This window comes from Streptomyces sp. NPDC016640 (assembly GCF_043076215.1).
Taxonomy (GTDB): Bacteria; Actinomycetota; Actinomycetes; order Streptomycetales; family Streptomycetaceae; genus Streptomyces.
Genome location: NZ_JBIBRG010000003.1, coordinates 18,311 through 43,215, shown reverse-complemented (window position 1 = coordinate 43,215; position 24,905 = coordinate 18,311). Strand labels below are relative to the sequence as shown.

Annotated in this window: 19 protein-coding genes and 2 pseudogenes; 7 read left to right on the top strand and 14 right to left on the bottom strand. The window is 72.8% G+C overall.

The annotated features are described in order from the left end of the window. Positions 1-25: 25 nt before the first annotated feature. On the bottom strand, positions 26-535 hold the full coding sequence (locus tag ACF07S_RS07055; protein WP_391973804.1) for a TniB family NTP-binding protein: 510 nt from the start codon (positions 533-535) through the stop codon (positions 26-28). Between the two features lie 86 nt (positions 536-621). After that, positions 622-2,044: pseudogene (locus ACF07S_RS07050) on the bottom strand (Mu transposase C-terminal domain-containing protein); the annotation flags it as partial. Here ACF07S_RS07050 and ACF07S_RS07045 point away from each other — a divergent pair. Then, a pseudogene (locus ACF07S_RS07045) lies at positions 2,036-2,209 on the top strand (CGNR zinc finger domain-containing protein); the annotation flags it as partial. The pseudogenes ACF07S_RS07050 and ACF07S_RS07045 overlap by 9 nt on opposite strands. Before the next feature lie 104 nt (positions 2,210-2,313). On the opposite strand, the gene ACF07S_RS07040 reads toward ACF07S_RS07045, so the two are convergent. After that, positions 2,314-3,657, bottom strand: a complete 1,344-nt coding sequence (locus ACF07S_RS07040) for a UDP-glucose dehydrogenase family protein (RefSeq protein ID WP_391973624.1) — start codon at positions 3,655-3,657, stop codon at positions 2,314-2,316. A 179-nt stretch (positions 3,658-3,836) separates the two neighbouring features. Here ACF07S_RS07040 and ACF07S_RS07035 point away from each other — a divergent pair, with 179 nt between their 5' ends. Beyond that, complete coding sequence (locus ACF07S_RS07035) at positions 3,837-4,994, top strand: acyl-CoA dehydrogenase (protein WP_391963536.1); 1,158 nt, start codon at positions 3,837-3,839, stop codon at positions 4,992-4,994. A 113-nt stretch (positions 4,995-5,107) separates the two neighbouring features. Next, the gene (locus tag ACF07S_RS07030; protein WP_391963535.1) at positions 5,108-5,476 is read left to right on the top strand and encodes a four-helix bundle copper-binding protein; all 369 of its coding nucleotides are present in this window, start codon (positions 5,108-5,110) and stop codon (positions 5,474-5,476) included. 63 nt (positions 5,477-5,539) lie between these two features. Here ACF07S_RS07030 and ACF07S_RS07025 read toward each other — a convergent pair whose 3' ends face one another. After that, entirely contained in the window at positions 5,540-6,724 is a 1,185-nt protein-coding gene (locus ACF07S_RS07025) for an LCP family protein (protein ID WP_391973803.1), read from the bottom strand. Positions 6,725-6,936: 212 nt separating this feature from the next. Between ACF07S_RS07025 and ACF07S_RS07020 the strand changes: the two genes are divergently transcribed. After that, positions 6,937-7,494 (top strand): acyl-CoA thioesterase, encoded by a 558-nt coding sequence (locus ACF07S_RS07020; RefSeq protein ID WP_391963534.1) that lies wholly within the window; start codon positions 6,937-6,939, stop codon positions 7,492-7,494. 95 nt (positions 7,495-7,589) lie between these two features. Here the strand turns inward: ACF07S_RS07020 and ACF07S_RS07015 are convergent, their stop codons facing one another. After that, positions 7,590-8,951, bottom strand: a complete 1,362-nt coding sequence (locus ACF07S_RS07015) for an LCP family protein (protein ID WP_391973623.1) — start codon at positions 8,949-8,951, stop codon at positions 7,590-7,592. A gap of 241 nt (positions 8,952-9,192) precedes the next feature. Between ACF07S_RS07015 and ACF07S_RS07010 the strand changes: the two genes are divergently transcribed. Continuing rightward, on the top strand, positions 9,193-10,230 hold the full coding sequence (locus ACF07S_RS07010; protein ID WP_391963532.1) for a glycosyltransferase family 2 protein: 1,038 nt from the start codon (positions 9,193-9,195) through the stop codon (positions 10,228-10,230). Positions 10,231-10,283: 53 nt separating this feature from the next. Here ACF07S_RS07010 and ACF07S_RS07005 read toward each other — a convergent pair whose 3' ends face one another. The 5 genes from ACF07S_RS07005 to ACF07S_RS06985 all read right to left on the bottom strand — a co-directional run bounded on the left by ACF07S_RS07005 (position 10,284) and on the right by ACF07S_RS06985 (position 17,941). Next, positions 10,284-11,885: an LCP family protein gene (locus ACF07S_RS07005; RefSeq protein WP_391973802.1), complete on the bottom strand. Its 1,602-nt coding sequence runs from the start codon at positions 11,883-11,885 to the stop codon at positions 10,284-10,286. A 163-nt stretch (positions 11,886-12,048) separates the two neighbouring features. Continuing rightward, entirely contained in the window at positions 12,049-13,722 is a 1,674-nt protein-coding gene (locus tag ACF07S_RS07000; protein WP_391973622.1) for an LCP family protein, read from the bottom strand. Positions 13,723-13,798: 76 nt separating this feature from the next. After that, positions 13,799-15,574, bottom strand: a complete 1,776-nt coding sequence (locus ACF07S_RS06995; RefSeq protein ID WP_391963530.1) for an LCP family protein — start codon at positions 15,572-15,574, stop codon at positions 13,799-13,801. A gap of 239 nt (positions 15,575-15,813) precedes the next feature. Further along, a complete protein-coding gene (locus ACF07S_RS06990; protein WP_391973621.1) occupies positions 15,814-16,986 on the bottom strand; it encodes an LCP family protein in 1,173 nt (390 codons plus the stop codon). Positions 16,987-17,179: 193 nt separating this feature from the next. Then, positions 17,180-17,941, bottom strand: coding sequence for a TIGR03089 family protein (locus ACF07S_RS06985; protein ID WP_391963528.1), 762 nt, complete (start codon positions 17,939-17,941; stop codon positions 17,180-17,182). Between the two features lie 128 nt (positions 17,942-18,069). On the opposite strand from ACF07S_RS06985, the gene ACF07S_RS06980 reads away from it, so the two are divergent. Together ACF07S_RS06980 and ACF07S_RS06975 are read left to right on the top strand one after the other, a co-directional pair. Next, positions 18,070-19,527 (top strand): peptidoglycan recognition protein, encoded by a 1,458-nt coding sequence (locus ACF07S_RS06980; RefSeq protein ID WP_391973620.1) that lies wholly within the window; start codon positions 18,070-18,072, stop codon positions 19,525-19,527. Positions 19,528-19,649: 122 nt separating this feature from the next. After that, the gene (locus ACF07S_RS06975) at positions 19,650-20,732 is read left to right on the top strand and encodes a sugar phosphate nucleotidyltransferase (RefSeq protein WP_391963526.1); all 1,083 of its coding nucleotides are present in this window, start codon (positions 19,650-19,652) and stop codon (positions 20,730-20,732) included. A 156-nt stretch (positions 20,733-20,888) separates the two neighbouring features. On the opposite strand, the gene ACF07S_RS06970 is transcribed toward ACF07S_RS06975, so the two are convergent. From ACF07S_RS06970 to ACF07S_RS06955, 4 genes are all read right to left on the bottom strand, one after another. After that, a complete protein-coding gene (locus ACF07S_RS06970) occupies positions 20,889-21,890 on the bottom strand; it encodes a DNA-3-methyladenine glycosylase family protein (RefSeq protein ID WP_391973619.1) in 1,002 nt (333 codons plus the stop codon). 64 nt (positions 21,891-21,954) lie between these two features. Next, the gene (locus tag ACF07S_RS06965) at positions 21,955-23,262 is read right to left on the bottom strand and encodes a coenzyme F420-0:L-glutamate ligase (protein ID WP_391963524.1); all 1,308 of its coding nucleotides are present in this window, start codon (positions 23,260-23,262) and stop codon (positions 21,955-21,957) included. Beyond that, positions 23,259-24,230 (bottom strand): 2-phospho-L-lactate transferase, encoded by a 972-nt coding sequence (cofD, locus tag ACF07S_RS06960; RefSeq protein WP_391963523.1) that lies wholly within the window; start codon positions 24,228-24,230, stop codon positions 23,259-23,261. Before cofD ends, ACF07S_RS06965 begins: the two co-directional genes overlap by 4 nt. Positions 24,231-24,264: 34 nt before the next feature. After that, positions 24,265-24,852 carry a cysteine dioxygenase gene (locus ACF07S_RS06955; protein WP_391973618.1) on the bottom strand — a complete coding sequence of 196 codons (588 nt, stop codon included), beginning with the start codon at positions 24,850-24,852 and terminating at the stop codon, positions 24,265-24,267. Positions 24,853-24,905 lie beyond the last annotated feature (53 nt).

Sequence of the window (24,905 nt, the reverse complement as noted above, 5' to 3'; positions counted from 1 at the left end):
ACGCGTCAAGAGCTGCCGGGCGGCGTCACGGTCGGTCCGCGCCAGGGCGAGCGCCGCCTCCATCTCGGCCATGACCTCCTGCCAGGAGCTGCGGTGCGGGGAGAGCCGGTCGCCGTCGTAGACGTACCGGTGCTCCCGTCGCAGTGTGGAGGCGAGGCGGCCGAAAGCGATGACGGTCCCATCGGCGACCAGGTGCAGGGCGGTTCCGGCAGCGTGCAGCATCGCCTCTTGGACGCCGGGCTTGAGGTGTTCGTAGGGCCGCCAGGTGGTCAGCCCGGCGCGCTCTTCGCGGCCGGCGGCCTGCCAGACCTGTTCCAGCGTGGCTCGGCCGTGGCTGCTTCGGCCGCTCAGGGAGAGGCTGACCTCGTCCAGCAAGCAGCGCAGCCTTCTCAACGATCATCGACTTGCCGTTGTCGGTCGGTCCTATCAGCAGCAGGTTCGGCATGCGTTGCTTGGACGGCCAGGCCAGCAGCGTCTCCAATCGCTCCAGTGCCTCGGTGGCGCGCGGGTAGCCGATCCACCGGTCCGCCCGCACGTACCGCAGCCGCTCGGCGTCCGGCAGCCGCGCGATCTGCTGCGCGGCCGGGTGCAGGTGCGACAGGTCCACCGGCCCGTCCTCGCTCACCACTGCTCGATCACCTCGAACGGCTGGACCACAGCGTCCTGGCCAGCGTGCGGAACGGGCGGCTTCGGCAGCGCTGCCGGCCGGGGACCGGGCGGTGCCTCGGTGCGGCGCTGGCGGTCGAGGCGGGCCTTGCGGGTGCTGGCCGCAGCGGCCTCGGTGATCTCGCGCATCTGCGCCACCATGGCGAACAGGGCGTTCTCATCGGCCTCGGCGCGGCCCAGCTCGCGCAGCCGCGCGACGGCGGCCTTCTGCTCCCACGCGCTGATCGGCGGCCTCGACAGCGTCCGGTAGGGAATCTCCACGTAGGCGCCCTGGTCTGGGTCCAGGACCCAGATGCGGCTGATGTCCCGCGGATCACGGCGCAGGACGAAGCGGCCCAGCCGCTCGCGGCGGGCGATCCACGGCTTCAGCGCGTCGCTGTAGTACTGCACGTGGTCGATGACGAACCCCGATCGCGACAATGTCCGGCGGACCACCGGCAGGAAGTCCACCAAGAACGCCGTCTCGTTGGTCACCATCACCGGCGGGGACGCCGCGGCCACCTCCGCCCAGACCCCCACCGGGGTACGGCCCAGCGCCTCGTGCACCTGGCCGTGGTAGCAGGCCCCCGCCAGGGCCAGCCACCGCTGCAACTCCCGCAAGGTCAAAACGGCCTTGGCGTCGCTGTCGTAGGCGCCACGCTCGGCTGTGCTGGAGAACGTAGTGCCCGGCAGCTCGTGGACCATCTCCATCATCGTGCCGATCAGCCGCTCGATGATCCCGCCGAAGTGCGGCTGACCGGGCGGCCGGCAGCGCAGATTGATGCCGTGCTGGTCGCAGCCACGGCGCAGGGCCTCGCTCTTGAACTCCGCGGCGTTGTCCACATACAGCTCGCGCGGCTTGCCGCTCATCGGTCACACCGCATCCCCCCAGCCGCTCCAGCCACGGACGCTTGTCGGTGGCCGCATGCGCCGGGCACAGCCCGACCGAGGTCGCCGACGGCGCCTCCAGCGTCACCACCAGGCCCACCACACACCGGCTGACCACATCGATCGCCGCCGTCAGATACGGCCGGCCGATCGGCAGCCGGTGCTGCTCGTCGACCACGATCACATCCACCGGCGTGTGGTCGACCTGGACCTGCTCCAACACCTCAGTGACCTCCGGCGGCACGCCGCCCGCCGACCGCAGCCGACGGGCCGCCTCGCTTCCCTCCCGCGCGCTGATGGAGCCAACCGGGTCCAGCCGCGCGATCCGGCGCCGCACCGTTCCCCATGAGGGAACCCGCAGGCCGCGAGCCCGGCACTGGCGCGTGATCTCGCGGTAGACCGCCGCCACGGTTCGGCGCTGCCGCGTCAGGTACCGGGTGCACAGAACCTCTTGACCGATCGCCTCGACCTCATCGGACAGCCGCCCACCACCGCGCCCACCGCTGGAGCGACAGCGGTCACGGCGGGCACCTGGCACCGGCTGAAGGCCTGCGAGGCCGCCGGCTGCCACGGGGCGTACTACGACCGCAGCCCCGCCGGACGCGGCCGCTGGTGCACCGTGCAACTGTGCGGCGCCCGCGCGAGGATGCGCCGGTACCGGGCGAAGGACGTGTAGCCGCACCCCGCCGGCGCCCGGTGGGGCAGAATGCGGCGGGACGCCGGTTCGGCCGACTGAGCCTCGGCCGAACCGGCGTCACCCGTTCCCGCGCACGGTCCGCGTCAGGCGGCGGGGCGCCCCATCGCGCGGTAGCGCCACCCGGCCCGCCGCCACGCCTCGGGGTCGAGCGCGTTGCGCCCGTCCAGCACGAGCCGCTCGGTCACGACCTCGCCCAGCTCCGCCGGATCCAGCTCGCGGAACTCCCGCCACTCCGTCAGGTGCAGTACGACGTCCGCGCCCCGCACCGCCTCCAGCGCCGAGTCGGCGTACCCCAGCGTCGGGAAGATGCGGCGGGCGTTGTCCATGCCCTTCGGGTCGTACACCGTGACCTGGCCGCCCTGGAGGTGGATCTGCCCGGCCACGTTCAGCGCCGGGGAGTCCCGTACGTCGTCCGAGTCCGGCTTGAAGGTCGCGCCCAGCACCGCCACCCGCCTGCCCAGGAACGGCCCGCCGCCCAGCGCCTGCCGGGTCAGCTCCACCATCCGGCCGCGCTGGCGCATGTTGATCGAGTCGATCTCCCGCAGGAAGGTGAGCGCCTGGTCCGCGCCCAGTTCGCCCGCGCGCGCCATGAACGCCCGGATGTCCTTCGGCAGGCAGCCGCCGCCGAAACCGATCCCGGCCCGCAGGAACTTCGCGCCGATCCGGTCGTCGTAGCCGATGGCCTCCGCCAGCTTGGCCACGTCACCGCCCGTGGCCTCGCACAGCTCGGCCATCGCGTTGATGAACGAGATCTTGGTGGCCAGGAAGGAGTTCGCGGAGGTCTTCACCAGCTCCGCGGTCGGGAAGTCGGTCACCACGAACGGCGAGCCCTCCTCGACCGGCGTGGCGTACACCTCACGCAGCAGCTTCTCCGCCCGCTCGCTCCGCACGCCCACCACGATCCGGTCCGGGCGCAGCGTGTCCCGGACGGCGAGGCCCTCGCGCAGGAACTCGGGGTTCCACGCCAGCTCCGCGTCCTCGCCGGCCGGGGCGTGCTCGGCCAGGTAGGCGGCCAGCCGGTCGGCCGAGCCCACGGGCACCGTCGACTTGCCGACGACCAGCGCGGGGCCCTTGAGGTGCGGGGCGAGCGAGGCGATCGCGGAGTCGACGTACGACATGTCGCAGGCGTACTCGCCGTGCCGCTGCGGCGTGTTGACACACACGAAGTGGACGTCGCCGAACTCCCCGACCTCGGCCCAGTCCATGGTGAACCGCAGCCGCCCGGTGGATCCCTCGATCCCGGCCACATGCCGCCGCAGCAGCTCCTCGAGCCCCGGCTCGTACATCGGGACCTCACCGCGCCGGAGCTTGTCGATCTTCTCCGGTACGACATCGAGGCCCAGCACCTCGAACCCCAGCTCCGCCATGGCCGCGGCGTGGGTCGCGCCGAGATAACCGGTGCCGATCACGGTGATCTTGAGGGCCATGGGTGCTCCAGGGGTCTACGGCAGGCAGTGCGCGCCCGAGCATATCCGCCGGGTGCGCGGGGCCCTCGGCCGACTGTCGCCCACCTCACCTATCCACCGACGCGGAGCACGCCCTAAAATTGTGGTTACTTAACGGTAGTTAGCATGCCCAGCATCGCAGCTTTGGAGCGTGAGAGACCTTGGCCGGATCGGCTGACTTCGACCTGTACCGCCCGTCCGAGGAGCACGACATGCTCCGCGACGCCGTCCGCTCGCTGGCCGAGGCGAAGATCGCGCCGTACGCCGCCGCCGTGGACGAGGAGGCCCGCTTCCCGAAGGAGGCGCTCGCCGCCCTGGTCGCGAACGATCTGCACGCCGTCCACGTCCCCGAGGAGTTCGGCGGCGCCGGCGCGGACGCCCTCGCGACGGTCATCGTGATCGAGGAGGTGGCCCGCGTCTGCGCGTCCTCCTCCCTCATCCCCGCCGTGAACAAGCTGGGCTCGCTGCCGGTGGTCCTCTCCGGCTCCGAGGCGCTGAAGCGCAGGTACCTGACCCCGCTCGCCAAGGGCGACGGGATGTTCTCGTACTGCCTCTCCGAGCCGGACGCGGGCTCCGACGCGGCCGGCATGAAGACCAGGGCGGTCCGCGACGGCGACACCTACGTCCTCAACGGCGTGAAGCGCTGGATCACCAACGCCGGCGAGTCCGAGTACTACACGGTGATGGCCGTCACCGACCCGGACAAGCGGTCCAAGGGCATCTCGGCCTTCGTCGTCGAGAAGTCCGACGAGGGCGTCTCCTTCGGCGCCCCGGAGAAGAAGCTCGGCATCAAGGGCTCGCCGACCCGCGAGGTCTACCTCGACGACGTCCGCATCCCCGCCGACCGCATGATCGGCGAGGAGGGCACCGGCTTCGCCACCGCGATGAAGACCCTGGACCACACCCGCATCACCATCGCCGCCCAGGCCCTCGGCATCGCCCAGGGCGCCCTCGACTACGCCAAGGGCTACGTCAAGGAGCGCAAGCAGTTCGGCAAGCCGATCGCCGACTTCCAGGGCATCCAGTTCATGCTCGCCGACATGGCCATGAAGATCGAGGCCGCCCGCCAGCTGACCTACGCCGCCGCGGCCAAGTCCGAGCGCGGCGACAGCGATCTCACCTTCCAGGGCGCCGCCGCCAAGTGCTTCGCCTCCGACGTCGCCATGGAGGTCACCACGGACGCCGTCCAGCTCCTCGGCGGCTACGGCTACACCCGTGACTACCCCGTCGAGCGCATGATGCGCGATGCCAAGATCACCCAGATCTACGAGGGCACGAATCAGGTCCAGCGGATCGTGATGGCCCGCAACCTGCCGTGAAAAAGCCCGGTTCCGGGTGATCCGGCCCTTCCTGTGGTGGTCATGGGGCAGGGGGCGTAGGACGGAGGGGCGGGGGCCGGTCGTCGGCTCCCGCCGTTCCCCCGGGAGGAATCATGACCCAGCAGCAGCCCGCCGCCACGGAGCCGATGAGCCAGGAGATGCAGGACTGCGTCAACGCCTGCATGTCCTGTCACGGTGTGTGCGAGGAGACCATGAGCTCCTGTCTGCAGATGGGCGGCCAGGCCCAGATGCCGATCATGCGCACGCTCATGGACTGTGCGGAGATGACCCGCATGTGCGCCGACATGATGATGCGCCGCTCCCCGCTGGCCAACGAGATGTGCACGATGTGCGCGCAGGCGTGCGACATGTGCGCCGAGGCGTGCATGTCCCTGCCGGACGACGACCGGATGATGCGCTGCGCCGAGTCCTGCCGCCGCTGTTCGGAGATGTGCCGCGCCATGGCGGGCGCCACGATGTGACGCACCCGCCGACACGGCGGAGGGGCACCCCGCACCGGGATGCCCCTCGGCCGGCGTCGGGGCTCAGTTGCCCGAGACGGTGACCTTCTCGTCGTTCCTCAGCTGGCCGACCAGCGTCTTCACCTTCGTCATGTCCCACTGCAGGTTGCCGTTGGCGGCGTTGCCCGAGATCGGCATGTTCAGCGACTTGCCCTCGCCGCCGCTGACGCCCTTCATCGCCCAGAACATCCCGGCCAGGTCGAACAGTCCCATGTCCTTGTCGACGACCAGCGAGTCCAGGCCCGCGCCCATCGTCGGGTAGAGCTTGAAGGGGTTGAGGACCGTGCCCGGCGTGGCCACCTGGTTGGCGAGGGCGGAGAGGAACTTCTGCTGGTTCTTCGTGCGGTCCAGGTCGGAGCCGGCCAGCGCGTAGCGGGTGCGGACGAAGGCGAGGGCCTCCTCGCCGTTCAGGGTCTGCTTGCCCTTCTTGAGGTCGGCGCCGGACTTGGTGTCCTTGATGTCCTGCGGGATGTCCATCTCCACGCCGCCGACCGCGTCCACGATGCTCGCGAAACCGCCGAAGCCGATCTCGACGTAGTGGTCGATGTGCAGTCCGGTGTTGAACTCCACCGTCCGCACCAGCAGCGTGGGGCCGTCGATGGAGTACGCGGCGTTCAGCTTGTTCGCGCCCATGGCGGGCCTGGTGTTGCCCGACTCGGAGCCCTTGAACTCCGGGATCGTGACGTTGGAGTCACGGGGGAGGGAGATCAGGGTCGGGCCGTTGTCGCCGGTGTGCAGGATCATCATCGAGTCCGTCCGCTTGCCCTCGGCGGACCCGGTGTGCAGCTTCTTCTTGTCCTCGTCGGACATGCCCTCACGGCTGTCGGAGCCGACGATGAGGTAGTTCGTGCCCTCGCCCTTCTCGGGCCGGTCGATGACCGTGGCGAGGTCGACGTCGCGGTTGAGCTTGGAGTCGGCCCAGAAGTACGTGCCGACGGCCGTCACGACCAGCACGGTCACGACGGTGATCGTCGTCAGCTTGACGCGGCGGCGCCAGTCCGGCGCGGGCCGTGAGGCGTCACCGGGGCCACCGCCGGGCCCGCCGGAGCCGCCGCCGGGCCTGCCGTAGACCTGGCCGGTGTTGTAGCCGCTGTCGTAACCGTCGGAGCCGCCGTGGCCCTGGCCGTCCACGTACGACGGCTGCTGCGGGACACCGCCGTACGCGCCCTGCCCGGGAGGGGCCGCCGGGCCGCGGCGGACCTGCCGCATGACACGGGCGCCCTCGGGCCGTGCGCTCGCGCTGCCGTGTCCACGGCGTCCGCCGCGGTTGTCGTCGGACCGTGCCTCGGGCCAATCATTCATGGGCAACAGTGTGCAGGTCCCGGCGGTGTGCCATACAAGGGTCGTCGGAAAATCAGGGCAGCGCTGTTGCGAAGCTGACACAAATCCCCCGGATGCGGCCTCGGCATAAGGTTGAGGCCATGACAGACCAGGCCTCAGCCGCACGCACGGAGGGTCCCGACATACCGGGCAAGCCCACCTCGGCGTCCCGTACGACCCTCAGCCACATCATGACCCACGCCGACACCAACCTCCTCGGTACGGTGCACGGCGGGGTGATCATGAAGCTGGTCGACGACGCGGCGGGCGCCGTCGCCGGACGCCACTCCGGGGGGCCGGCGGTCACCGCCTCGATGGACGAGATGGCCTTTCTCGAGCCGGTCCGCGTCGGTGACCTGGTCCATGTGAAGGCCCAGGTCAACTGGACCGGGCGGACCTCCATGGAGGTGGGGGTGCGGGTGCTGGCCGAGCGCTGGAACGAGTCCGCGCCGGCCACCCAGGTCGGCTCCGCCTACCTGGTGTTCGCGGCCGTCGACGCCGACGGCAAGCCCCGCCGGGTGCCGCCGGTGATGACGGAGACCGAGCGCGACAGCCGCCGTTACCAGGAGGCGCAGATCCGCCGCACCCACCGGCTGGCGCGCCGCCGGGCGATCATGGAGCTGCGGGAGAAGCGGGCGGCGGAGGGCTTCGAGGACTGACCGCCCGCCGCCCCGCGCGGCCGCCGGACCGCGCATCGCCGCCCCGCCCCGGCCGACCGGCCGACCGCCGGCGGGGCGGCCCTCCCGGGCCGGCTTCAGGAGCAGCTCACCTCGTCGCCCCGCACCGCCCCGAACTCGTCCTGCCCCGGGTCCCGCGCCCGCACCGTGCGGGCCTTGCGGAAGTCGGCGCCCGCGATCACCTTCAGCGTGGGGCCCTGGCCCTCCACCGCGCGCAGCTCGCTGCCCGGCAGCGCCGCCGCGAGGGACTTCGCGGACCGGTCCCAGCGGGGGTCGTAGGCGACGACCGTCCGCCGCACGTCGCGGTCGGCCGCGTTGACGGGGGCGCGGGTGGTGTCGAAGCCGGTCGCCGCCAGGGCCGCGTCCACGCGCCGGCCCAGGCCCGGCGTCCGGGTGCCGTTCTCCACCTGCACCCGGATCCGCCGGGGGTCGACCGGCACGGGCAGCGCCGCGCCGCGCCCCCGGCGCACGGTGAGCGGCTGGTCCCGGCGCAGCGCCTCGAAGATGTGCTCGGCCCTGCCGGTGTCCCACTTCAGCGTCGAGCCGACGCCCTTCACGGCGTACCCCATCGTCGCGATCGGCACCGTCGTGAACTCGGACGAGGAGGGCGAGAAGTTCCGCATCGCCCGGCCGAGGTCCAGCAGTTCGTCGGTGCCGAAGCCCTTGTCGGCGCGGACCGAGCCGAGCACCGCCCGGGTCACGTCCCGGAACCTCATCGGGTTCAGCAGGATCCCGGAGGAGGTGGCCCGGTCCACCAGCGCCGCCATGAAGTGCTGCTGGCGCTTCATCCGGCCGAGGTCGGAGGCGCTGTCGACGTGGCGGGCGCGCACGTACTGCAGGGCCTGTCCGCCCCGGAGGGTGTGCCGGCCGGCCGGCAGGTCCAGGCCGGTGCGGCTGTCCCGCAACCGCCGGTCGGTGCAGATCTCGACGCCTCCGACGACGTCCACCGTCTTCATGAAGCTGGCGAAGTCGACCTCCAGGTAGTGGTCGATCTTCACCCGGGTCATCCTCTCGACCGTGCGTACGGTCAGCCGCGGTCCGCCCTCCGCGTAGGCCGCGTTGAGTCTGACGGGGTGCCCCTCGTGCCGCTCGCCGCTCACCCGGTCGGTGTGCGGGGGCGTCAGGGCGTAGGAGTCGCGGGGCAGGCTGACCACGCTGGCCCGGTCCCGGTCCTCCGAGATGTGCACGATCATGATCGTGTCGGTGCAGCGGCAGGGGACCCCGCCGAGCCGGTACCGCTCCCGCTCCGCCCGGCCGATCCTCTCGCGGCCGTCGGTGCCGACGAGCAGGATGTTCATGCCGTGCCCGGCCTCCGGACGGTTCTTCATGTCGCGGAACGGGTCCACCCGGGCGATGTCCTCGTCGAGGCTGCTGATCACCGCGTGCCCGATCCCGGCGGAGGCGAGCACCACGACCGACAGCGTGGTGACGGTGCGCACGGCCCAGCGGGGCCTGCGGCGCGCGGTCGCGGGGGGCCGCGGACTCCGGCGGGGTGGCCGCGGGGGCTGCTGGGGCGCGGTGCGGGGCCGGGGGGACCGCGGCGGCGTGGGCAAGGGGGCACCTCCGGACGACGGCCGTGCGTGGGATCGTGAGCACCGTAGGCCGACAGGATCTGCGCCCCCGGCGCAGCGCCCCGGCGCGCGCATCGGTGTCCCCCGTTCGCGGTAACGTGAGCCCCCTATGAACGCCAATCCCGACGTGCGGCTCCCCGCCGTTTCCGTGATCATGCCCGTCCTCAACGAGGAGCGGCATCTGCGCGGCGCCGTCCGCGCGATCCTCGCCCAGGAGTACGCCGGCGAGATGGAGGTCGTGATCGCCCTCGGTCCGTCCACGGACCGCACGGACGAGATCGCCGCCGAGCTCGTGGCCGAGGACCCGCGGGTGCACACCGTGCCCAATCCGACCGGCCGCACCCCGGCCGCCCTCAACGCGGCGATCGGGGCCTCGCGCCATCCGGTGGTGGTCCGTGTCGACGGGCACGGGATGCTCTCCCCGGACTACATCGCGACCGCCGTGCGCCTCCTGGAGGAGACCGGCGCGCAGAACGTCGGCGGCCTCATGCACGCCGAGGGCGAGAACGACTGGGAGCAGGCGGTCGCCGCCGCGATGACGTCGAGGATAGGCGTGGGCAACGCCGCCTTCCACACCGGTGGCGAGGCCGGTCCCGCCGAGACGGTGTACCTCGGCGTCTTCCGGCGGGAGGCGCTGGAGCAGCAGGGCGGCTACAACGTGGAGTTCATCCGCGCCCAGGACTGGGAGCTGAACTTCCGCATCCGTGAGGCCGGCGGGCTGATCTGGTTCTCGCCGGAGCTGAAGGTGTCCTACCGGCCCCGGCCGAGCGTGCGGGCGCTGGCCAAGCAGTACAAGGACTACGGCCGTTGGCGGCACGTGGTGGCCCGCTACCACTCCGGCTCCATCAACCTGCGCTATCTCGCCCCGCCGGCCGCGGTGTGCGCCATCGCCGCCGGAACCGTCGTCGGCGCGGCGCTCACGCCCTGGGGCTTCGTCGTGCCCGGCGGCTATCTCGCGGCGATCGTGGCGGGGTCCGTACCGGCCGGCAGGGGGCTGCCGCCGAAGGCGCGGCTGCGGATCCCGGTGGCGCTGGCCACCATGCACATGTCGTGGGGCTGGGGCTTCCTGACCAGCCCGCGGTCCCTGGCGAGGAAGGTCATCGCCTCGCGGCGGCCGGCCGTCCCCGCGGACGCGCCCACCGTCTGACGCTCCGCGGTACGAGGGGGCCCTTCCCGGCGGCCGGGAAGGGCCCCCTCGCGTCACCAGGTGTAGTCGGGGTCGACGCGCATGCAGGCCTTGTCGTCGGCCCCGTTGAGCGCCTGTGCCGACTCGGGGGTGGTGTCGTCCTTGTCGTCCTTGTCGTCCTTGTCGTTCTTTTCGGGCGCCTCGTACGTCGTGCCCTCGCGCCAGTCGGCGCCCACCACCAGCGTGACGCCGGACACCTCGGTGGACCGTTTCACCGAGCCGGCCGGGACCCCGAGGACCTCGGCGACCCGCCGGGCGTCGCCCTCCAGGTCCGCGCTGGGATAGCGCACCACCGTCCGTTCCTCGCCGAGCGCGCCGGTGGTGTCGGCGGTCGCCTCCGCGAAGCCCTTCTCCCGCAGCACCCCGGCCACGGTGCCGGTGCGGCCGGGGACGGCCGCCAGGGTGTCGGTGCGGGTGCCGTTGCGGACCTGGACGGCGATCTCGGCGTCGTCGGCGGCCGGGTCGGACGCAACCCTCTCCCCGGCCTTCTCCGGCTTCGCGTCCCCGCCGTCGAGGGCGATGTCCTCGCGGACCAGGCGGAACAGCTTCTCGGCGTCCTCGGTCGGCTCCACGCGGGCGCCCACGTACCGGTTGGGCATGGTCGTCATGGTGATGCGCGACGGCTTCACCTTGCGCAGTTCGGCGCTCAGGTCGTAGAGCTTCTTCACGGTGTCGAGTCCGGGGTCCACGGTGAGTGCCCCGGTGGCCTTCTCGGCCAGTCTGCGCAGGTTGTTGGGGCTGCTCAGGGTGGCGTTCTCCCGCAGCTGCCGGGCCAGCGAGTTCATGTACATGTGCTGCGCCTTGGCACGGGCGAGGTCGCTGCCGTCCTCGAAGCCGTAGCGCGTGCGCAGCCACTGCAGGGCCTGCTCGCCCTTGATCGGGTGGGTGCCCTCGGACAGCCTCAGGCCGGAGCCGTGGCCCTGGCTGTCGCGCGAGTGGATGTTCGCGTCGACGCACACCGGGACACCGCCGACCGCGTCCGCCATGGACACCACGCCCGCGAAGTCGACCATGACGAAGTGGTCGATGTGGATGCCGGTCAGCTCCTGCCAGGTGGCCACGGTGCAGCCGGGACCGCCGTGTCCGAGGCTCTGGTTGGTCATCGTGCGCCCGTAGCTCGCCGGGTACACCGTCCCGTCGTCCGGGTCGGTGCACTTGGGGATCTCGACCAGGGTGTCGCGCGGCATGCTGATCACGGACATGTTGGACCGGTCGGCGGACAGGTGCAGCAGCATCTGGACGTCGGCGAGCGGGGTGGCCCCGAACGTCTCACGGGCGCCGCCGAGTTGCTGGTTCTCCTCGGTGTCCCGCGCGTCGCTGCCGATGAGCAGGATGTTCAGCGGGGTCTGCCCGGCCGCGTTCGGGGTCGGCTCGGCGACCTTGCTGTCGCCCAGGTTCAGGACGTCCTTCTTGATGTTGTCGTTCAGCTGCCGGTAGTAGAGGTAACCCGCCCCGGCCGCGCCGGTCATGAGCAGTGCGAGGACCGCCGCCGACCACTTGAGCAGCCGGCGTGCCCGGCGCGGGCGGGGGCCGCTGCCGCCGTCGGACGGGCCCGCCTCCGTGTCGTCCTCGCGCGCGCCGTCACCGAGCGTCTCCCGCGTGGCGTTCTGCGTCACCGCCTCCGTCCTGGCCACCCCTGGCAACTCCTCGCCTCGTCAAGCAGGCTCGCCCTGCGTCCTGTTAGACGCTCGACGGGCCCGTCAGTTGCACCGGGACTCCAACGGACTTCAACAAGTTTCGCGCGGCCGCGGAAACCGTCCCCCGCACCGCGCGAGCCCCCTACCAGCGGTAGGGCTCGTACACGTCCATGCACGCGTCCGTCTCCGAGCCGTTGAGGGCGTCGGCGTCCTCCGGCAGGTCCCCCGGCCCGGGCGGCGGCTCCTCCGGATAGGCGGTGCCCTCCCGCCAGTCCGCGCCGACCACCACCGTGACGCCCGTGACGTCGGCGGACCGCTCCACCGAACTCCGCGGGATGCCCAGCGCCTCGGCGACCCGCCGGGCGTCCCCCCGCAGCCCCGCGCCCGGGTACCGGACGGCGGTCCGCTCCTCGGCGAGGGCGCCCGAGGCGTCCGGCACGGCCCGGGCGAAGCCTTTCTCCAGCAGCGTCCGGGCGATCGCGCCCGCCCGGCCGCCCACCGGGCCGAGGGCCGCGGACCGGGTGGCGTTCCGCACCAGGACGTCGATCCGCCCGTCCGGTGCGGCCGGGTCCCCGGAGGCCGCTTCGCCGGCGGGGGCCCTCTTCCCGCCCGCCCCGCCGCCCCTGCCGTCGAAGGGCACGTCGTCGCGGAGCATGGCCCACACCCGTTCGGCGTCGGCACCGGCCGGGATCAGGTGGTTGCGGTTCCGCGGATCCACGGCGGTGGGCAGCGTCGTCATGGTGATGCGGTCCGGCGGGACGGTCTTCAGCCGCATCGCCAGGCCGTACAGCTTCCCCACCGAACCGATCTCCTCGGAGACCGTCAGCGACTCGGTCGCCGCCTCGGCCAGATCCGTCAGGCGGCCGGTGTCGGTGAAGACGTTCTGGTCCCGCAGGGTGCGGATCATCGAGGACATGTACATGCGCTGCGCCCGGGTCCGCAGGACGTCGCTGCCCCAGGCGTGCCGGGTGCGCAGCCACTGCAGCGCCTGCTCGCCCTCGACCTTCCTGGTCCCCGCCGTCATCTTCAGGCCCGAGCCGCCGGGCACTCCGGGCAGCGGACGGTCCCACACGTTCTGCTCGACGCACACCTCCACCCCGCCGATGGCGTCGGCCATGGTCACCACGCCGGCGAAGTCGATCGTCATCCAGTGGTCGATGTAGACACCGGTGAGGTTCTGCCAGGTGGCCAGCGTGCAGCCGGCGCCGCCCCGGGCCAGCGACGTGTTGATGATGTCGTCGGCCGCCGGGTGGATCTCCCCCGTCTTCGGGTCGGTGCACTCGGGGATGTCCACCCGGGTGTCGCGCGGCATGCTCACCACGGCCGCGCTCCTGCGGTCGGCGGCGAGGTGGACCAGCATCTGCACGTCGCCCAGCGGCGGATTGCCGCGGGTGTCCCGGCCGCCGCCGAGTGCGACGTTCTCCTTCGAGGCACGGCTGTCGGAGCCGATCAGCAGGATGTTCAGCGGCGTCTGCCCGGCCGCGTTCGGCCCGGTCCTGCGCGCCTTGGAGTCACCGCTGCTGCGCTCGCCCTTGTCGATGTTGCCGTTCAGGTGCCCGTAGTACAGGTAACCCGCGCCGGACGTCCCGAGTATCAGGACGGCCAGGGCCGTCGCCGACCGGCGCAGCGCGCGCCGTCCCCGCCCCGGCACGCGTCCACCGGGCGGCCGGCCGCCGCCTTCCGGGCCGCCGCCTTCCGGGCCGTCACGGCCGTCCGGAGCCGACCGTCCGCCGGAGCGGTTCCCGTCCCTGGGGCGGGGCCGGCGCGGACCGGTCCCCGGCCGGGCCCCCTCCTCGTGCACACCGCTCCGTGTCATCGTCGTGTCCCCCCACCCCTGGCACCGCGGAACGGGCCCGCCCGCGCCCCGTAGGACGCCCGGCGGGCCCGTCGGGTCACTTGGCGCACTCCACCTTGTCCGCCGTGGACTTCTTGATGTCCTCGGGCGCCTTGTCCGGCGGTGTGAGGGAGACCCCGGCGCCCTTGAAGTCCTTGCCGAGGGTCAGTGACATCGCGGGCAGGCCCTGGGCGTTGGTGACGCTCTCGCCGGGTTTCATCGCCGCCCCGGACAGTCCCAGGACGTCGGCCAGGCGGCGCGCCTGGGCGGCCTGGCCGGGGGCGTACTCGAGGGTGGTCCTGCTCAGTTGCGCGGGTGCGTTGCCGGCGTTCTCGGACTTGTCGATGCCCTCCTCGACCTGGAGCCAGCTGAGCATCTCCTGGGCGCTGCCGCCGGGTGCGCCGCCGTTGAGGATGCGGACACGGACCTCGGAGGCCGGTGCCTTCTCGCCCTTCAGCCGGGCGGCGACTTCGGCCTTCTCCTTCTTCTTCTGCTGCTTGACCGCGGTGAACGACACGTCGCTGCGGATCAGTTCGAAGACGTCCTGGGCCTTGGAGTCGTCGAGGACGACGGTCGCCTTCACCGCCTCCGCGGGATTGTCGATCACCGGCACGGTGGTGAAGGACAGGTTCTTGATGTTGAGCTTGCCCAGTTCCAGGCCGAGGTCCTTGAGCTTGCCGATGCTGTTCAGCTGGGAGTCGACGGTGAGCGCCTCGGTGCCCGCCTCGGCGAGCTTGATCATCTTTGACGGGCTGGTGAGCGTGTCGTTCGACTTCAGTTTGCGCATCAGCGCGCTCAGGAACTGCTGCTGCAGCGCGATCCGGCTCAGGTCGCCGCCCAGACCGACCGAGTGCCGGGTCCGGACGAACGCCAGGGCCTGTTCGCCCTCGATGGTGTGCGTGCCCCGGGACAGCTTCAGGTGGGAGTCCGGGTCGTCGATGTCCTTGGCCAGGCACACCTCGACGCCACCGACCGCCGAGGTCAGCGTCTTGACGGCGTTGAAGTCGGCCACCATGAAGTTGTCCGGCGTGATCCCGGTCAGCTCGGTCACGGTCCGCATGGTGCAGCTGGGCGTGCGACCGCCCTGGCCCAGGCTGGTGTTGAAGCGGACGCCGGTGGAGCCCGGGATCACCTTCTGGCTGCCGTCCTCCTGCTGCGTCGGGCAGTCCGGGATGTCGACTATCAGGTCGCGCGGGATGCTCAACGCGGTCGCGTTGGAGCGGTCCTTGGAGACGTGCAGCAGGATCGTGGTGTCGGCGTGCCCGGCGCTGCCCGTGTCGCCGTAGCCCTCGTTGCCCGCCCCGGTGCGCTTGTCGGTGCCGATCACCAGGATGTTGATCGCCTTGTCCTTGCTGAAGCCACCGGTGCCGGCCCCGTCGTCGGAGACGGACGTGATGTTGTCGTTCAGGTGCTCCAGGTACAGGTAGCCGGTGACGCCGGTGGCGAGCACCACGAACGCCATGGTGCCGCCGGTCCACAGCAGCGCCTTCCTCGTCCTCGGCTGCTTCCTGCCGCTCTTCCCCGGCCGGCGCCCGCGCCGCCCCGGGGGCGGTTCCTGCGGCGCGCCCCGGCGCCTGCGCTGCGAGGGCACCTCCCGGCCGGGCGTCTCGCGCCCCTGGGCCCCGCGGCCCGGCCCCTCGGACGAGCGGTCCGGTGCGGCCGACCGCTCGCGCGCGGATCTCCCGCGTGAGGAGCGGGGACCGCGCGGACCGGGAACCGGCGACTGCGCTGCGGAAGTACCCAGTCGCAATTCGTATTCACCCGTGTCCGGATTGAGTACCCACTGGTCTGCGGGGTCGATGTTCTCCGCCCGCCCACGGCCTTGCGCGTCCACGGTCGCTCGAATCCTCCGTCGGGGCCACGCGGCGCCTTTCCCCTCCCAGGCGCTCGGGTCTCGGTCACACAGTGCGGGATCTCAGGACGTGCCTGGGGGAACGGACGCACCGGAGCGCTCACACTAACGGTCCTGATCCTCCCCGGGCGACGCCGGTGACGAATTACACGCCCCACAAGGGGCAATCCGCCCATTTTCGTGGTTTGAAGTTCACGAACAGGGGGCGGTTCGGAGGGCCTTTACGAACAGGTGTCGTCGGCGGCGGTGTTTCCCGGGAAGGTCGGGGCGGGGGAGGTGTCGCCGGACCGCTCCCCGGATTCCCTTTCCGTGGCCTTGCCGTCACCGTTCGTGTCGATCGCCACGGGTGCGTCCCTGCGCAGCCGCTCGAACAGTTCCCCCGCGGCGGGCTGCGCGAGCTGGTCCCGATTGGCGTCCCCGGTGTACGGCTCCCGCGGCACGGTGAGGAATTGCACGCCTTCCGTGGGGGTCTCGCGCAGCCCGCGCACCAGTTCGTAGAGACTGCGCAGACTCGCCAGTTCCGGATCGGTCGTGAGCGAGGAGGTGGCCGCGTCCAGAACGGGATAGAGCTTCACCGGATTCAGCAGGACGTCATCGCCGCGCACCTTGCTGACGAGCGCCCCCAGGAAGCGCTGCTGGCGCTCGATCCGCTCGGTGTCACTGCCGTCGCCGAGCGATTTGCGCGCGCGGACGTAGCCGAGGGCCTGCTCCCCGTCCAGGGTCACCCGGCCTGCGGGCAGCCGCAGTCCGGCGGCCTTGTCGTCGATGGGCTCGCGCAGGCACACCTCGACGCCGTCGACGGAGTCGACCATCTCCTTGAAGCCGTGGAAGTCGACGACGACGTGGTGGTCGACGCGGATGCGCGTGAGCTTCTCGACGGTACGGACGGCGCAGGCCGAACCGCCCACCTGGAAGGCCTCGTTGAACTGCGTGAACACCGGTTCGGAGCGTGAGGCGTCGGGGCGGCGGCAGCCGGGCACCCGGACCATCAGGTCCCGGGGTATGGACACCGCGGTGGCGGTGCGCCGGCCCGCCGACAGGTGCAGCAGGATCGCGGTGTCGGACCGCTCGGTCCCCGGGTCCCGCCCGTAGCGGCGGTTCTCGTCCCCGGAGCGCGAGTCCGAGCCGATCAGCAGGATGTTCCGGGCGTCCTTGACGAGAGCGGTCGGGCGCTCCTTCTCGAACCGCGCGAGTTCGGCCGCGGCCGCCTCGTCCGGTGTGATGTTCCCGTCCAGCTTCAGGTACACCGCCCAGCCGGCCCCGGCGGCCGCCACGAACACGGCCGCGACCGCGAGGCCGGTGCCGCACGCCCAGCGCCGGCGCCGGCGCGGGCGCCGGGTCCGTCCCGGGCCGTCGGCCGTGGCCCCGCGGGACGCGCTCGCGTTGTCGCTCATGGCCGGGGCCATCCCTCAGTGCGTACGGGACCGGGACGGGGTGCGGTGCGGTGTGGAGTGGTGGGCACGGCGCGGTGCTGTGCCGCTGGTACGACGATGACCCGGCAGGGCGGTGCCCGGCGCACGGTGCTGCGCCGAACGGGTGAGGAGCCCGGGCGGCGGGGCGTGGGTGGCCGGGGCGCGGGCCCCGGCTCTAGCGGCTGATGGCCGTGATCCGCTCGCTCTCCACCCGCTTGTCCAGGGCGTCGCCCCCGAGACGGTCCAGGTTGCGGCACAGCACCACGGAACCGCCGGTCGCCAGCGGTCCGTACAGGCCGGCGTTCAGGCCCTCCCAGGTGTCGTAGGGCAGCCCGGACAGGATCCGTGAGCCGGGTCCGGTCAGACCGAGGTCCGTCGCCTCCGCCCGGGCGCGCTCGACCACCTCGGCCCCGGTGAACTCCCGCCCCGCCACGATCAGCGCCGGCTCGTCGGGGTCGACGGGCGCGTACGGCACGAACCGGTCGCCCTGTCCCGGCACCTCGACGGCGTAGTCGGCGAAGCCCTCCGGCGGCTGCGGGAAGCGTCCGCCGAGCGGCCTGAGCGCCAGGGCGATCCGCGCGCCCGAGCAGGCCCGGGCGGCGTCCAGCGACTCCGGCTCCGGCCCGCTCACGACGGCGTCCGCGGACGCCGGCCGGCCGGCCACGTCCGCGATCACGCCCACCGACGCGCACGCCAGCAGCCAGACCGCCGTCTGCCAGTGCGCGGGCAGGAGCAGCGCCACCCGGTCGCCCGGTTCGACGGACAGCTCGTCCTGGAGGAGGTTGGCGGTCTTGGCCACCCAATTGGCGAAGGTGGCCACGGACAATTCGACGCGTTCGCCGGTGGCGTCGTCGTAGAAGGTCACCAGGGGGCGTCCCGGGTCCGCGGCCAGCGCGGAACTCAGCAGGTCGGCAGGGGTGCGGTCGGTCGCGTTCACCCGCGCAAGCGTACGCGGACCCGTCCGCGCGCACCGCCCGGCCGGGACACCGGTTCGGACGAACGGGCTCCGACGGACCGTCACCTCACGGATGGACAGATGTGCCGGCTGTGCCCAAGGTCGGGAGTATGCGTGGAATCCTTGCTTCCTCGATCGGTGTCACCTGCGCCGCCGCCCTCGCCCTCCCGCTCGCTCCGCCCGCCACCGCGGCGGCCGTGAGACCGGCGGCGACGGCGGAAGCGGCCACGCGCGCAGCGGTGACGGCCCGGCCCGACGTTCCCGGCAGCACCCAGTCGCTGCCCCTGCGCCCCCTCGCCCGCGACCGCGTCACCGGCGCCGTCGTCGTCGGCCTCGCCCCTCGGGCCGTACGGCACTTCTCCCTTCTCGGGGTCGTCTGGGACGACCCCGCCGCCGAACTCCACGGACGCGTCCAGGTCCGTACCCGGGCGGCCGGGGAGCGGGCCTGGACCGACTGGCGGGACGTCGAGACCCATTACGCCGACCACGCGGCCGATCCGGGCAGCGCGGAGGCCGCCGCGGACGGGGTCCGCGGCGCCACGGCGCCGCTGTGGGTGGGGGATTCGGACGCTGTGGAGGTCCGGGTGCAACCGGAGCCCGGAGAATCCGGGGCCGGTGATTCCGGGGCCGGTGATTCCGGTGCGGGGGAACCAGGCGCGGGGGAAGCAGGGGCTGGTGATCCAGGGGCGGGTGATCCCGGGTCCGGCGACTCGCCGGCGTTGCCCTCCGGGCTGCGGCTGGAACTCGTCGACCCCGGGGCCGCCGCTCCGGCCCCGGTGGAGGCCGCGGACGCTCCCCGTACGGACGTCATGAGCACCGAGGCGACCGCCGCCTCCGCGGCCAACTCCGCGCTCGCACCGCTCGGCGCCACCGAGCTCCCGGCGCTGACCGGTGAACAGACCCGGCAGGAACTGCTCACCCTGCGCGGGTCCGAACTGACGGGGGAGCAGCGGGCCAGGCCGTACATCGGGCCGCGGCCCGCCATCGTCACGCGGCGCGGCTGGGGGGCGAACGAGAGCCTGCGGGACAAGGGGTTCGTGTACACCGGCAAGGTCAAGGCGGCCTTCGTGCACCACACCGCCTCCGGCAACACCTACTCGTGCGCGCAGGCCCCGGCGCTCGTCCGCGGCTTCTACCGCTACCACGTCAGGAGCCTGGGCTGGCGGGACATCGGCTACAACTTCCTCGTCGACAAGTGCGGGAGGATCTACGAGGGCCGGGCCGGGGGAGTGGCGAAGCCGGTCAAGGGCGCCCACACCTTCGGGTTCAACACCGACACCACGGGCATCGCGGTGATCGGCTCCTACGGCTCCAAGAAGCCGTCCTCCTCGGCGGTGAAGGCCATCGCTCGGCTCACCGCCTGGAAACTCGGGCTGCACGGCGTGAATCCGCGGGCAAAGACGTACCTGGAGTCCGCCGGTGGCAATCTCCACCGGAAAGGCAAGAAGGTACGACTGAACGTGATCTCCGGTCACCGGGACGGGTTCAACACCGCGTGCCCAGGGGGGAAGCTCTACCGGAAGCTCGGCACCGCACGTTCCACGGCTGCTCGTTACCAGGGCCGCTGAGGCGGTCCGGGACGTCCTTTCCCGCCGGAGGCACCGCCGTCGCCAGTGCTGTGGAGCGGTCTGCATACACTGGCCGGCCGAAGGACAGTTCGGCCGGTCCCGGCAGGAAGCAGAGACGACAGGTGACAGAAGCCATCCTCCTGGTCGGCGGCAAGGGCACGCGGCTGCGCCCGCTCACGGTGCACACGCCCAAGCCCATGGTCCCGGCGGCCGGGGTGCCCTTCCTCACGCACCAACTGGCGAGAGCCAGAGCCGCGGGCGTCGAGCACATCGTCATGGCCACGTCCTATCTGGCCGAGGTCTTCGAGCCCTACTTCGGCGACGGGGCGGCGCTGGGGCTGCACATCGAGTACGTGACGGAGGAGGAGCCGCTCGGCACGGGCGGCGCGATCCGCAACGTCGCGTCCCGGCTCCACTCGGCGCCGGACGATCCGGTGCTGATCTTCAACGGGGACATCCTGACGGGGCTGGACATACGGGCGCTGGTGCGCACGCACGAGACGACGGGCGCGGACGTCTCGCTGCACCTGACGAAGGTGACGGACCCGCGTGCCTACGGGCTGGTCCCGACGGACGGCACGGGGCGGGTGCTCGCCTTCCTGGAGAAGCCCCAGACGCCGGAGGAGATCGTCACCGACCAGATCAACGCGGGGGCGTACGTCTTCCGGCGCTCGGTGATCGACACGATCCCGGCGGGGCGGGTGGTGTCGGTGGAGCGGGAGACGTTCCCGGAACTGCTGTCGGCCGGGGCCCATCTGCAGGGCATGGTCGACTCCACGTACTGGCTGGACCTGGGTACCCCGGCGGCGTTCGTACGGGGCTCGGCGGATCTGGTGCTGGGCCGTGCGCCGTCGCCCGCGGTGCCGGGCCGCTGCGGTGACCGGCTGGTGCTGCCCACGGCCGTCGTGGCACCCGACGCGAAGCTCGCGGGCGGGACGGTGGTGGGCGAGGGCGCGTTCGTCGCGGAGGGCGCGCGCGTCTTCGGCAGCACGATCCTTCCGGGGGCGGTCATCGAGCCGGGGGCGGTCGTCACGGACTCGCTGATCGGCAGCCGGGCACGGGTGGGCGAGCGCTCGGTGCTCACCGGCACGGTGATAGGCGACGGTGCGGTGATCGGGGCGGGCAACGAACTCCGGGAGGGCGTGCGGGTGTGGTGCGACGCCCGGATCCCGGCGGGGGCGGTGCGGTTCTCCTCGGACCAGTAGGGGGCGCGGTGACGCCCGCGGCGCCTGTCGGCTTCGGTGGGGGTGCGGGCGACGCCCCCTGCGGGCCGGGGGAGGGCGGGCGCGGCGGCATCCCGGTGGCGCCGCGCTGCGTGGACGGGTCCCGGCCCGCACCGGCGCCGGCCCATGTGCCCCCGCCTACAACCGCCCGATGTCCCCGTACGGCATCCGCGGCGCCCGCCGCTCCGGCACCCGGCCGCTCAGCAGGATCAGCCGCGTGGCCCGGTGCCGCTGCCCCGCGTACGGCTCCAGCAACGACAGCATCACGGCGTCGTCCGCATGCCGGTCCCCGGCGAGCGCCCACCCCACGATCCCCGGCAGGTGCAGGTCGCCGACGGTCACCGCGTCCGCCGCCCCGTGACTGCGCTGCACGGTCTCGGCCGACGTCCACGGCCCGATTCCCGGCACCAGTTCCAGTCGCGCCCGCGCCGCCGCCGGCGGCATCCCCACCGCCTCCTCCAGGCGCGCGGCGACCCGTACCGCCCGCAGGACCGTCGCCGCACGCTTGTCGTCGACCCCGGCGCGGTGCCACTCCCAGGAGGGGATCAGGGCCCAGGTGCGCGGCGCGGGCATCGCCGCCATCCGCTCCGGTGCGGGCCCGGGCGCCGGTTCCCCGTACTTCCGTACCAGCAGCCGCCACGCCCGGTACGCCTCACCGGTCGTGACCTTCTGCTCCAGGACCGACGGGATCAACGACTCCAGCACCAGCCCGGTGCGCGTCAGCCGCAGTCCCGGCCGCCGGTGCCGGGTGAGCGCCAGCAGCTTGTGCCGGGGGACGAAGGGGGAGGGGTCGTCGGCCGCTCCGAGCAGGTCCGGCAGCCGCTCCAGCAGCCAGTCCGCGCCCGGCCCCCACGCCTCTCCCCGGATCCCGCCGGACCACCGCGTCACCCGCAGGCTCCCCGGGCCCGCCGGTGTCAGGCTGACCCGCCACACGGAGCCGTCCGGCAGCGCCCGGAACGTCGGATCGCCGGGCCCGCGCCGCAGCGGCCCGAGCACCAGGGCGAGGTCCAGCGGGCCGTCCGGCACCCACGTCCGTACCCGGGCCGGGGCCGGTGCCCGGCGGGGGATCCCCGCGGGCGCGGCGGCCTGCCCGCCGCGCACCGGCGTGCGGGCGGGGCGGGGGGCGAAACGTCCTGCCACGAGGGATCCCAGGGGTGGAGTGGAGCGGAGGGCCCTTATGAGGGTAGGCGCCCGCGCGACCGGCTCACCGCACCTCGGTGAACGTGCCCGCGTCCCGCTCCGGCCGCGGGCTCGGGGCCCCGGCCGGGTGGCCCACGGCCACCGCGCCCATCGGGTCCCAGTGCCCGGGCAGGTCCAGGACCTCCCGGACCACGTCGCGGCAGAACATCGTCGACGACACCCAGGCCGAACCCAGCCGCTCCCCGGCCAGCGCGACCAGGAAGTTCTGCACGCCGGCGCCCGCGGACACCACGAACATCTCCCGCTCCGCGCCGTCGCGCCGTACGTCCCCGTAGGTGTGCGAGCCGTCCATGACCAGGCACGGGACGACCAGGTAGGGCGCGTTGCGCAGGACGTCGCCGCGGCGGACGCGCCGGGCGACGGACTCCTCCGACCTGCCGTCCCGGCGCAGGTCCGCGATCCAGGCGTCGCGCATCGCGTCGAGGAGACGGGTGCGGGATCCCGGGGACTCCAGCAGGACGAAACGCCAGGGCGTGGTGTGGTGCGGGGCCGGGGCCGTCACGGCCGCCGCCACCGCGCGGCGTACGGCTCCGGGGTCGACCGGCTCGTCCGTGAAGGCCCGCACCGTGCGGCGCTGGGTCACCGCCTGGCGTACCGCCTCCGAGGTGCCGAGGCGGAACATGTCGTCACGCGCGCCGCGCACCAGGGACCGCGCGCCCTCGGTGCTGCCGGGCGCCACCAGGTGCCCCAGCCCGCGCACGACGGCCACCGGCAGGCCGGACGCCTTGCCCTTCACCAGGTCGCCTGCGGCGGCGAGTTCGTCGGCCGTGGCGACGACCGTGGCGGCGAGCGGATTGCCGTACGCGTCGGTGCCGCCGCGCAGGTCCTCCAGCACCCGGATGCCCGCCGCGCCGATCGCGACGTCCGTCAGCCCCGCGCGCCAGGGGCGGCCGGAGGTGTCGGTCACGATCACGCCGACCTCGACGCCGAGGGCGGCGCGCAGGCCCTCGCGGATGGTCCGCGCGGAGGCGTCCGGGTCCTCGGGCAGCAACAGGACCGTGCCGGCGGGGGTGTTGGAGGCGTCGACACCGGCCGCGGCCATGATCAGGCCCTGCCGGTTCTCGACGATGCGCAGCGCGCCGCGCCGCGCCACCACGCGTACCGTCTCCGCGTCGATCGCGGCCTCCCGGTCGGCCGCCTCGACGGTCCGGCCCTCCGCCTTGGAGACGATCTTCGAGGTGACCAGCAGGACGTCGCCGTCGGACAGCCCGGGTTCGGCGGCCGCGATCAGCTTGGCCAGGTCGTCGCCGTCGCGGACCTCGGGCAGGCCGGCCACCGGCCAGACCCGGTAGCCCGCGGGCACGTCGCTCATACCGCCCGCACCTCCTCGGCCAGGGCCAGCGCCTCCCGGGCCATCCGCGCGGCCGCGTCGACGTCGCTCATCATCAGCGGCACGGCCCTGCAGCGGATCCCGGCCGCCTCGACGCGCTCCACACAGGCCGCGTCGACGGTGTCGACCAGCCAGCCGTCCAGCAGGCCCGAGCCGTAGTGCTCGGCCACCGCCGGGGCCGTGGACTCCACGCCCACGGCCGCCAGCACCTTGTCGGCCATGCCGCGCACGGGCGCGTCCCCGACGATCGGCGACAGGCCGATCACCGGCACGCCCGCGTCGGCGATCGCCTCCCGGATGCCGGGGACGGCGAGGATCGTGCCGACGGACACGACGGGGTTGGACGGCGGGAAGAGGATCACGTCGGCCCCGGCGATCGCCTCCAGGACACCCGGGGCCGGCTTCGCGTGTTCCGCGCCGACCGGCACCACCGCCTCGGCCGGCACCGAGGCCCGCAGCCGCACCCAGTACTCCTGGAAGTGGATCGCCCTGCGCTCGCCGGGGCCGCCGTCGGGCAGCGTGACGGCCACGTGCGTCTCCACGCGGTCGTCGGTCATCGGGATGAGGCGCACGCCGGGCTTCCAGCGGTCGCACAGTGCCTCGGTCACCGCGCTCAGCGGATACCCGGCGGTGAGCATCTGCGTCCGCACGATGTGCGTGGCGAAGTCCCGGTCGCCGAGCCCGAACCACTCCGGGCCCGCGCCGTACGCCGCGAGCTCCTCCTTCACGTGGAAGGTCTCGTCGGCCCGCCCCCAGCCCTGTTCCTCGTCGATGCCGCCGCCGAGCGTGTACATCACCGTGTCGAGGTCCGGGCAGACCTTCAGCCCGAAGAGGTGGATGTCGTCCCCGGTGTTGCCGATGACCGTGATGTCCGCGTCCGGCACGGCCCGCTTCAGACCGCGCAGGAAACGGGCACCGCCGATGCCGCCTGCCAGAACCACAATGCGCATGGGAGCCATCCTCGCAGGCGGCCACGGCATCGCGTCAGGCAGTCACCGGGCCGGGTGCCGTACGCGCCCCGCCGTACGGGGCGACGGGGGTGCCCCCGGTCGAACGGGACCGGGACCGGGACCGGGGGGCCATCGGCATCTCGGTCAGGCCCGGGTAGTAGATGTGCAGGCTGACCGCGGGCTCCAGCGCGTCGTTGACGACCTCGTGCACGGAGCCGGGTGCGAGGACCCGCTGGGCGCCGGCCGGCAACGCGCGCGTGCCGCGCCCGGTGTGCTCGGTCAGGGTGCCGTCCAGGACGGTGAGGACACCGCAGGAGCGGCCGTGGTCGTGCCGTCCGCTGCCCTGGCCGGGCACCCAGGACAGCAGCCACACCTCGTAGCCGATGGGGACCTCCCCTGCTCCGGCGGAGCCGGGGGCCTGGGGGACGGCGCGCAACCGGTGGTACCAGCGGCTGGTGGCGTCGTAGCGCACGAGGTGCTCCCACCGGGAGCGGTCGGCGGCGATGGAGCGGGCCAGACCGGCGAACTCGGCGACGGTGGACGGGTGTTCGCGCGGGGGCTGGAGGAGGTGCGGGACTTCGAGGATGTCACCGGCGATCTGCAGGTCGCTGTCGCTGTTCATGGGCGCGGGAATTCCTTGGCGGAGAAGAGGTGGGGGAGGGGTGTCGCGTCGCG

Bases quoted from the DNA above. Each gene is read 5' to 3' on its own strand.
- ACF07S_RS06990 (WP_391973621.1), bottom strand. From the start codon at position 16,986: ATGAGCGACAACGCGAGCGCGTCCCGCGGGGCCACGGCCGACGGCCCG.
- ACF07S_RS06980 (WP_391973620.1), top strand. From the start codon at position 18,070: ATGCGTGGAATCCTTGCTTCCTCGATCGGTGTCACCTGCGCCGCCGCC.
- ACF07S_RS06965 (WP_391963524.1), bottom strand. From the start codon at position 23,262: ATGAGCGACGTGCCCGCGGGCTACCGGGTCTGGCCGGTGGCCGGCCTG.
- cofD (WP_391963523.1), bottom strand. From the start codon at position 24,230: ATGCGCATTGTGGTTCTGGCAGGCGGCATCGGCGGTGCCCGTTTCCTG.
- ACF07S_RS07000 (WP_391973622.1), bottom strand. From the start codon at position 13,722: ATGACACGGAGCGGTGTGCACGAGGAGGGGGCCCGGCCGGGGACCGGT.
- ACF07S_RS06955 (WP_391973618.1), bottom strand. From the start codon at position 24,852: ATGAACAGCGACAGCGACCTGCAGATCGCCGGTGACATCCTCGAAGTC.
- ACF07S_RS07030 (WP_391963535.1), top strand. From the start codon at position 5,108: ATGACCCAGCAGCAGCCCGCCGCCACGGAGCCGATGAGCCAGGAGATG.
- ACF07S_RS07040 (WP_391973624.1), bottom strand. From the start codon at position 3,657: ATGGCCCTCAAGATCACCGTGATCGGCACCGGTTATCTCGGCGCGACC.
- ACF07S_RS07020 (WP_391963534.1), top strand. From the start codon at position 6,937: ATGACAGACCAGGCCTCAGCCGCACGCACGGAGGGTCCCGACATACCG.
- ACF07S_RS07025 (WP_391973803.1), bottom strand. From the start codon at position 6,724: ATGCGGCAGGTCCGCCGCGGCCCGGCGGCCCCTCCCGGGCAGGGCGCG.
- ACF07S_RS07010 (WP_391963532.1), top strand. From the start codon at position 9,193: ATGAACGCCAATCCCGACGTGCGGCTCCCCGCCGTTTCCGTGATCATG.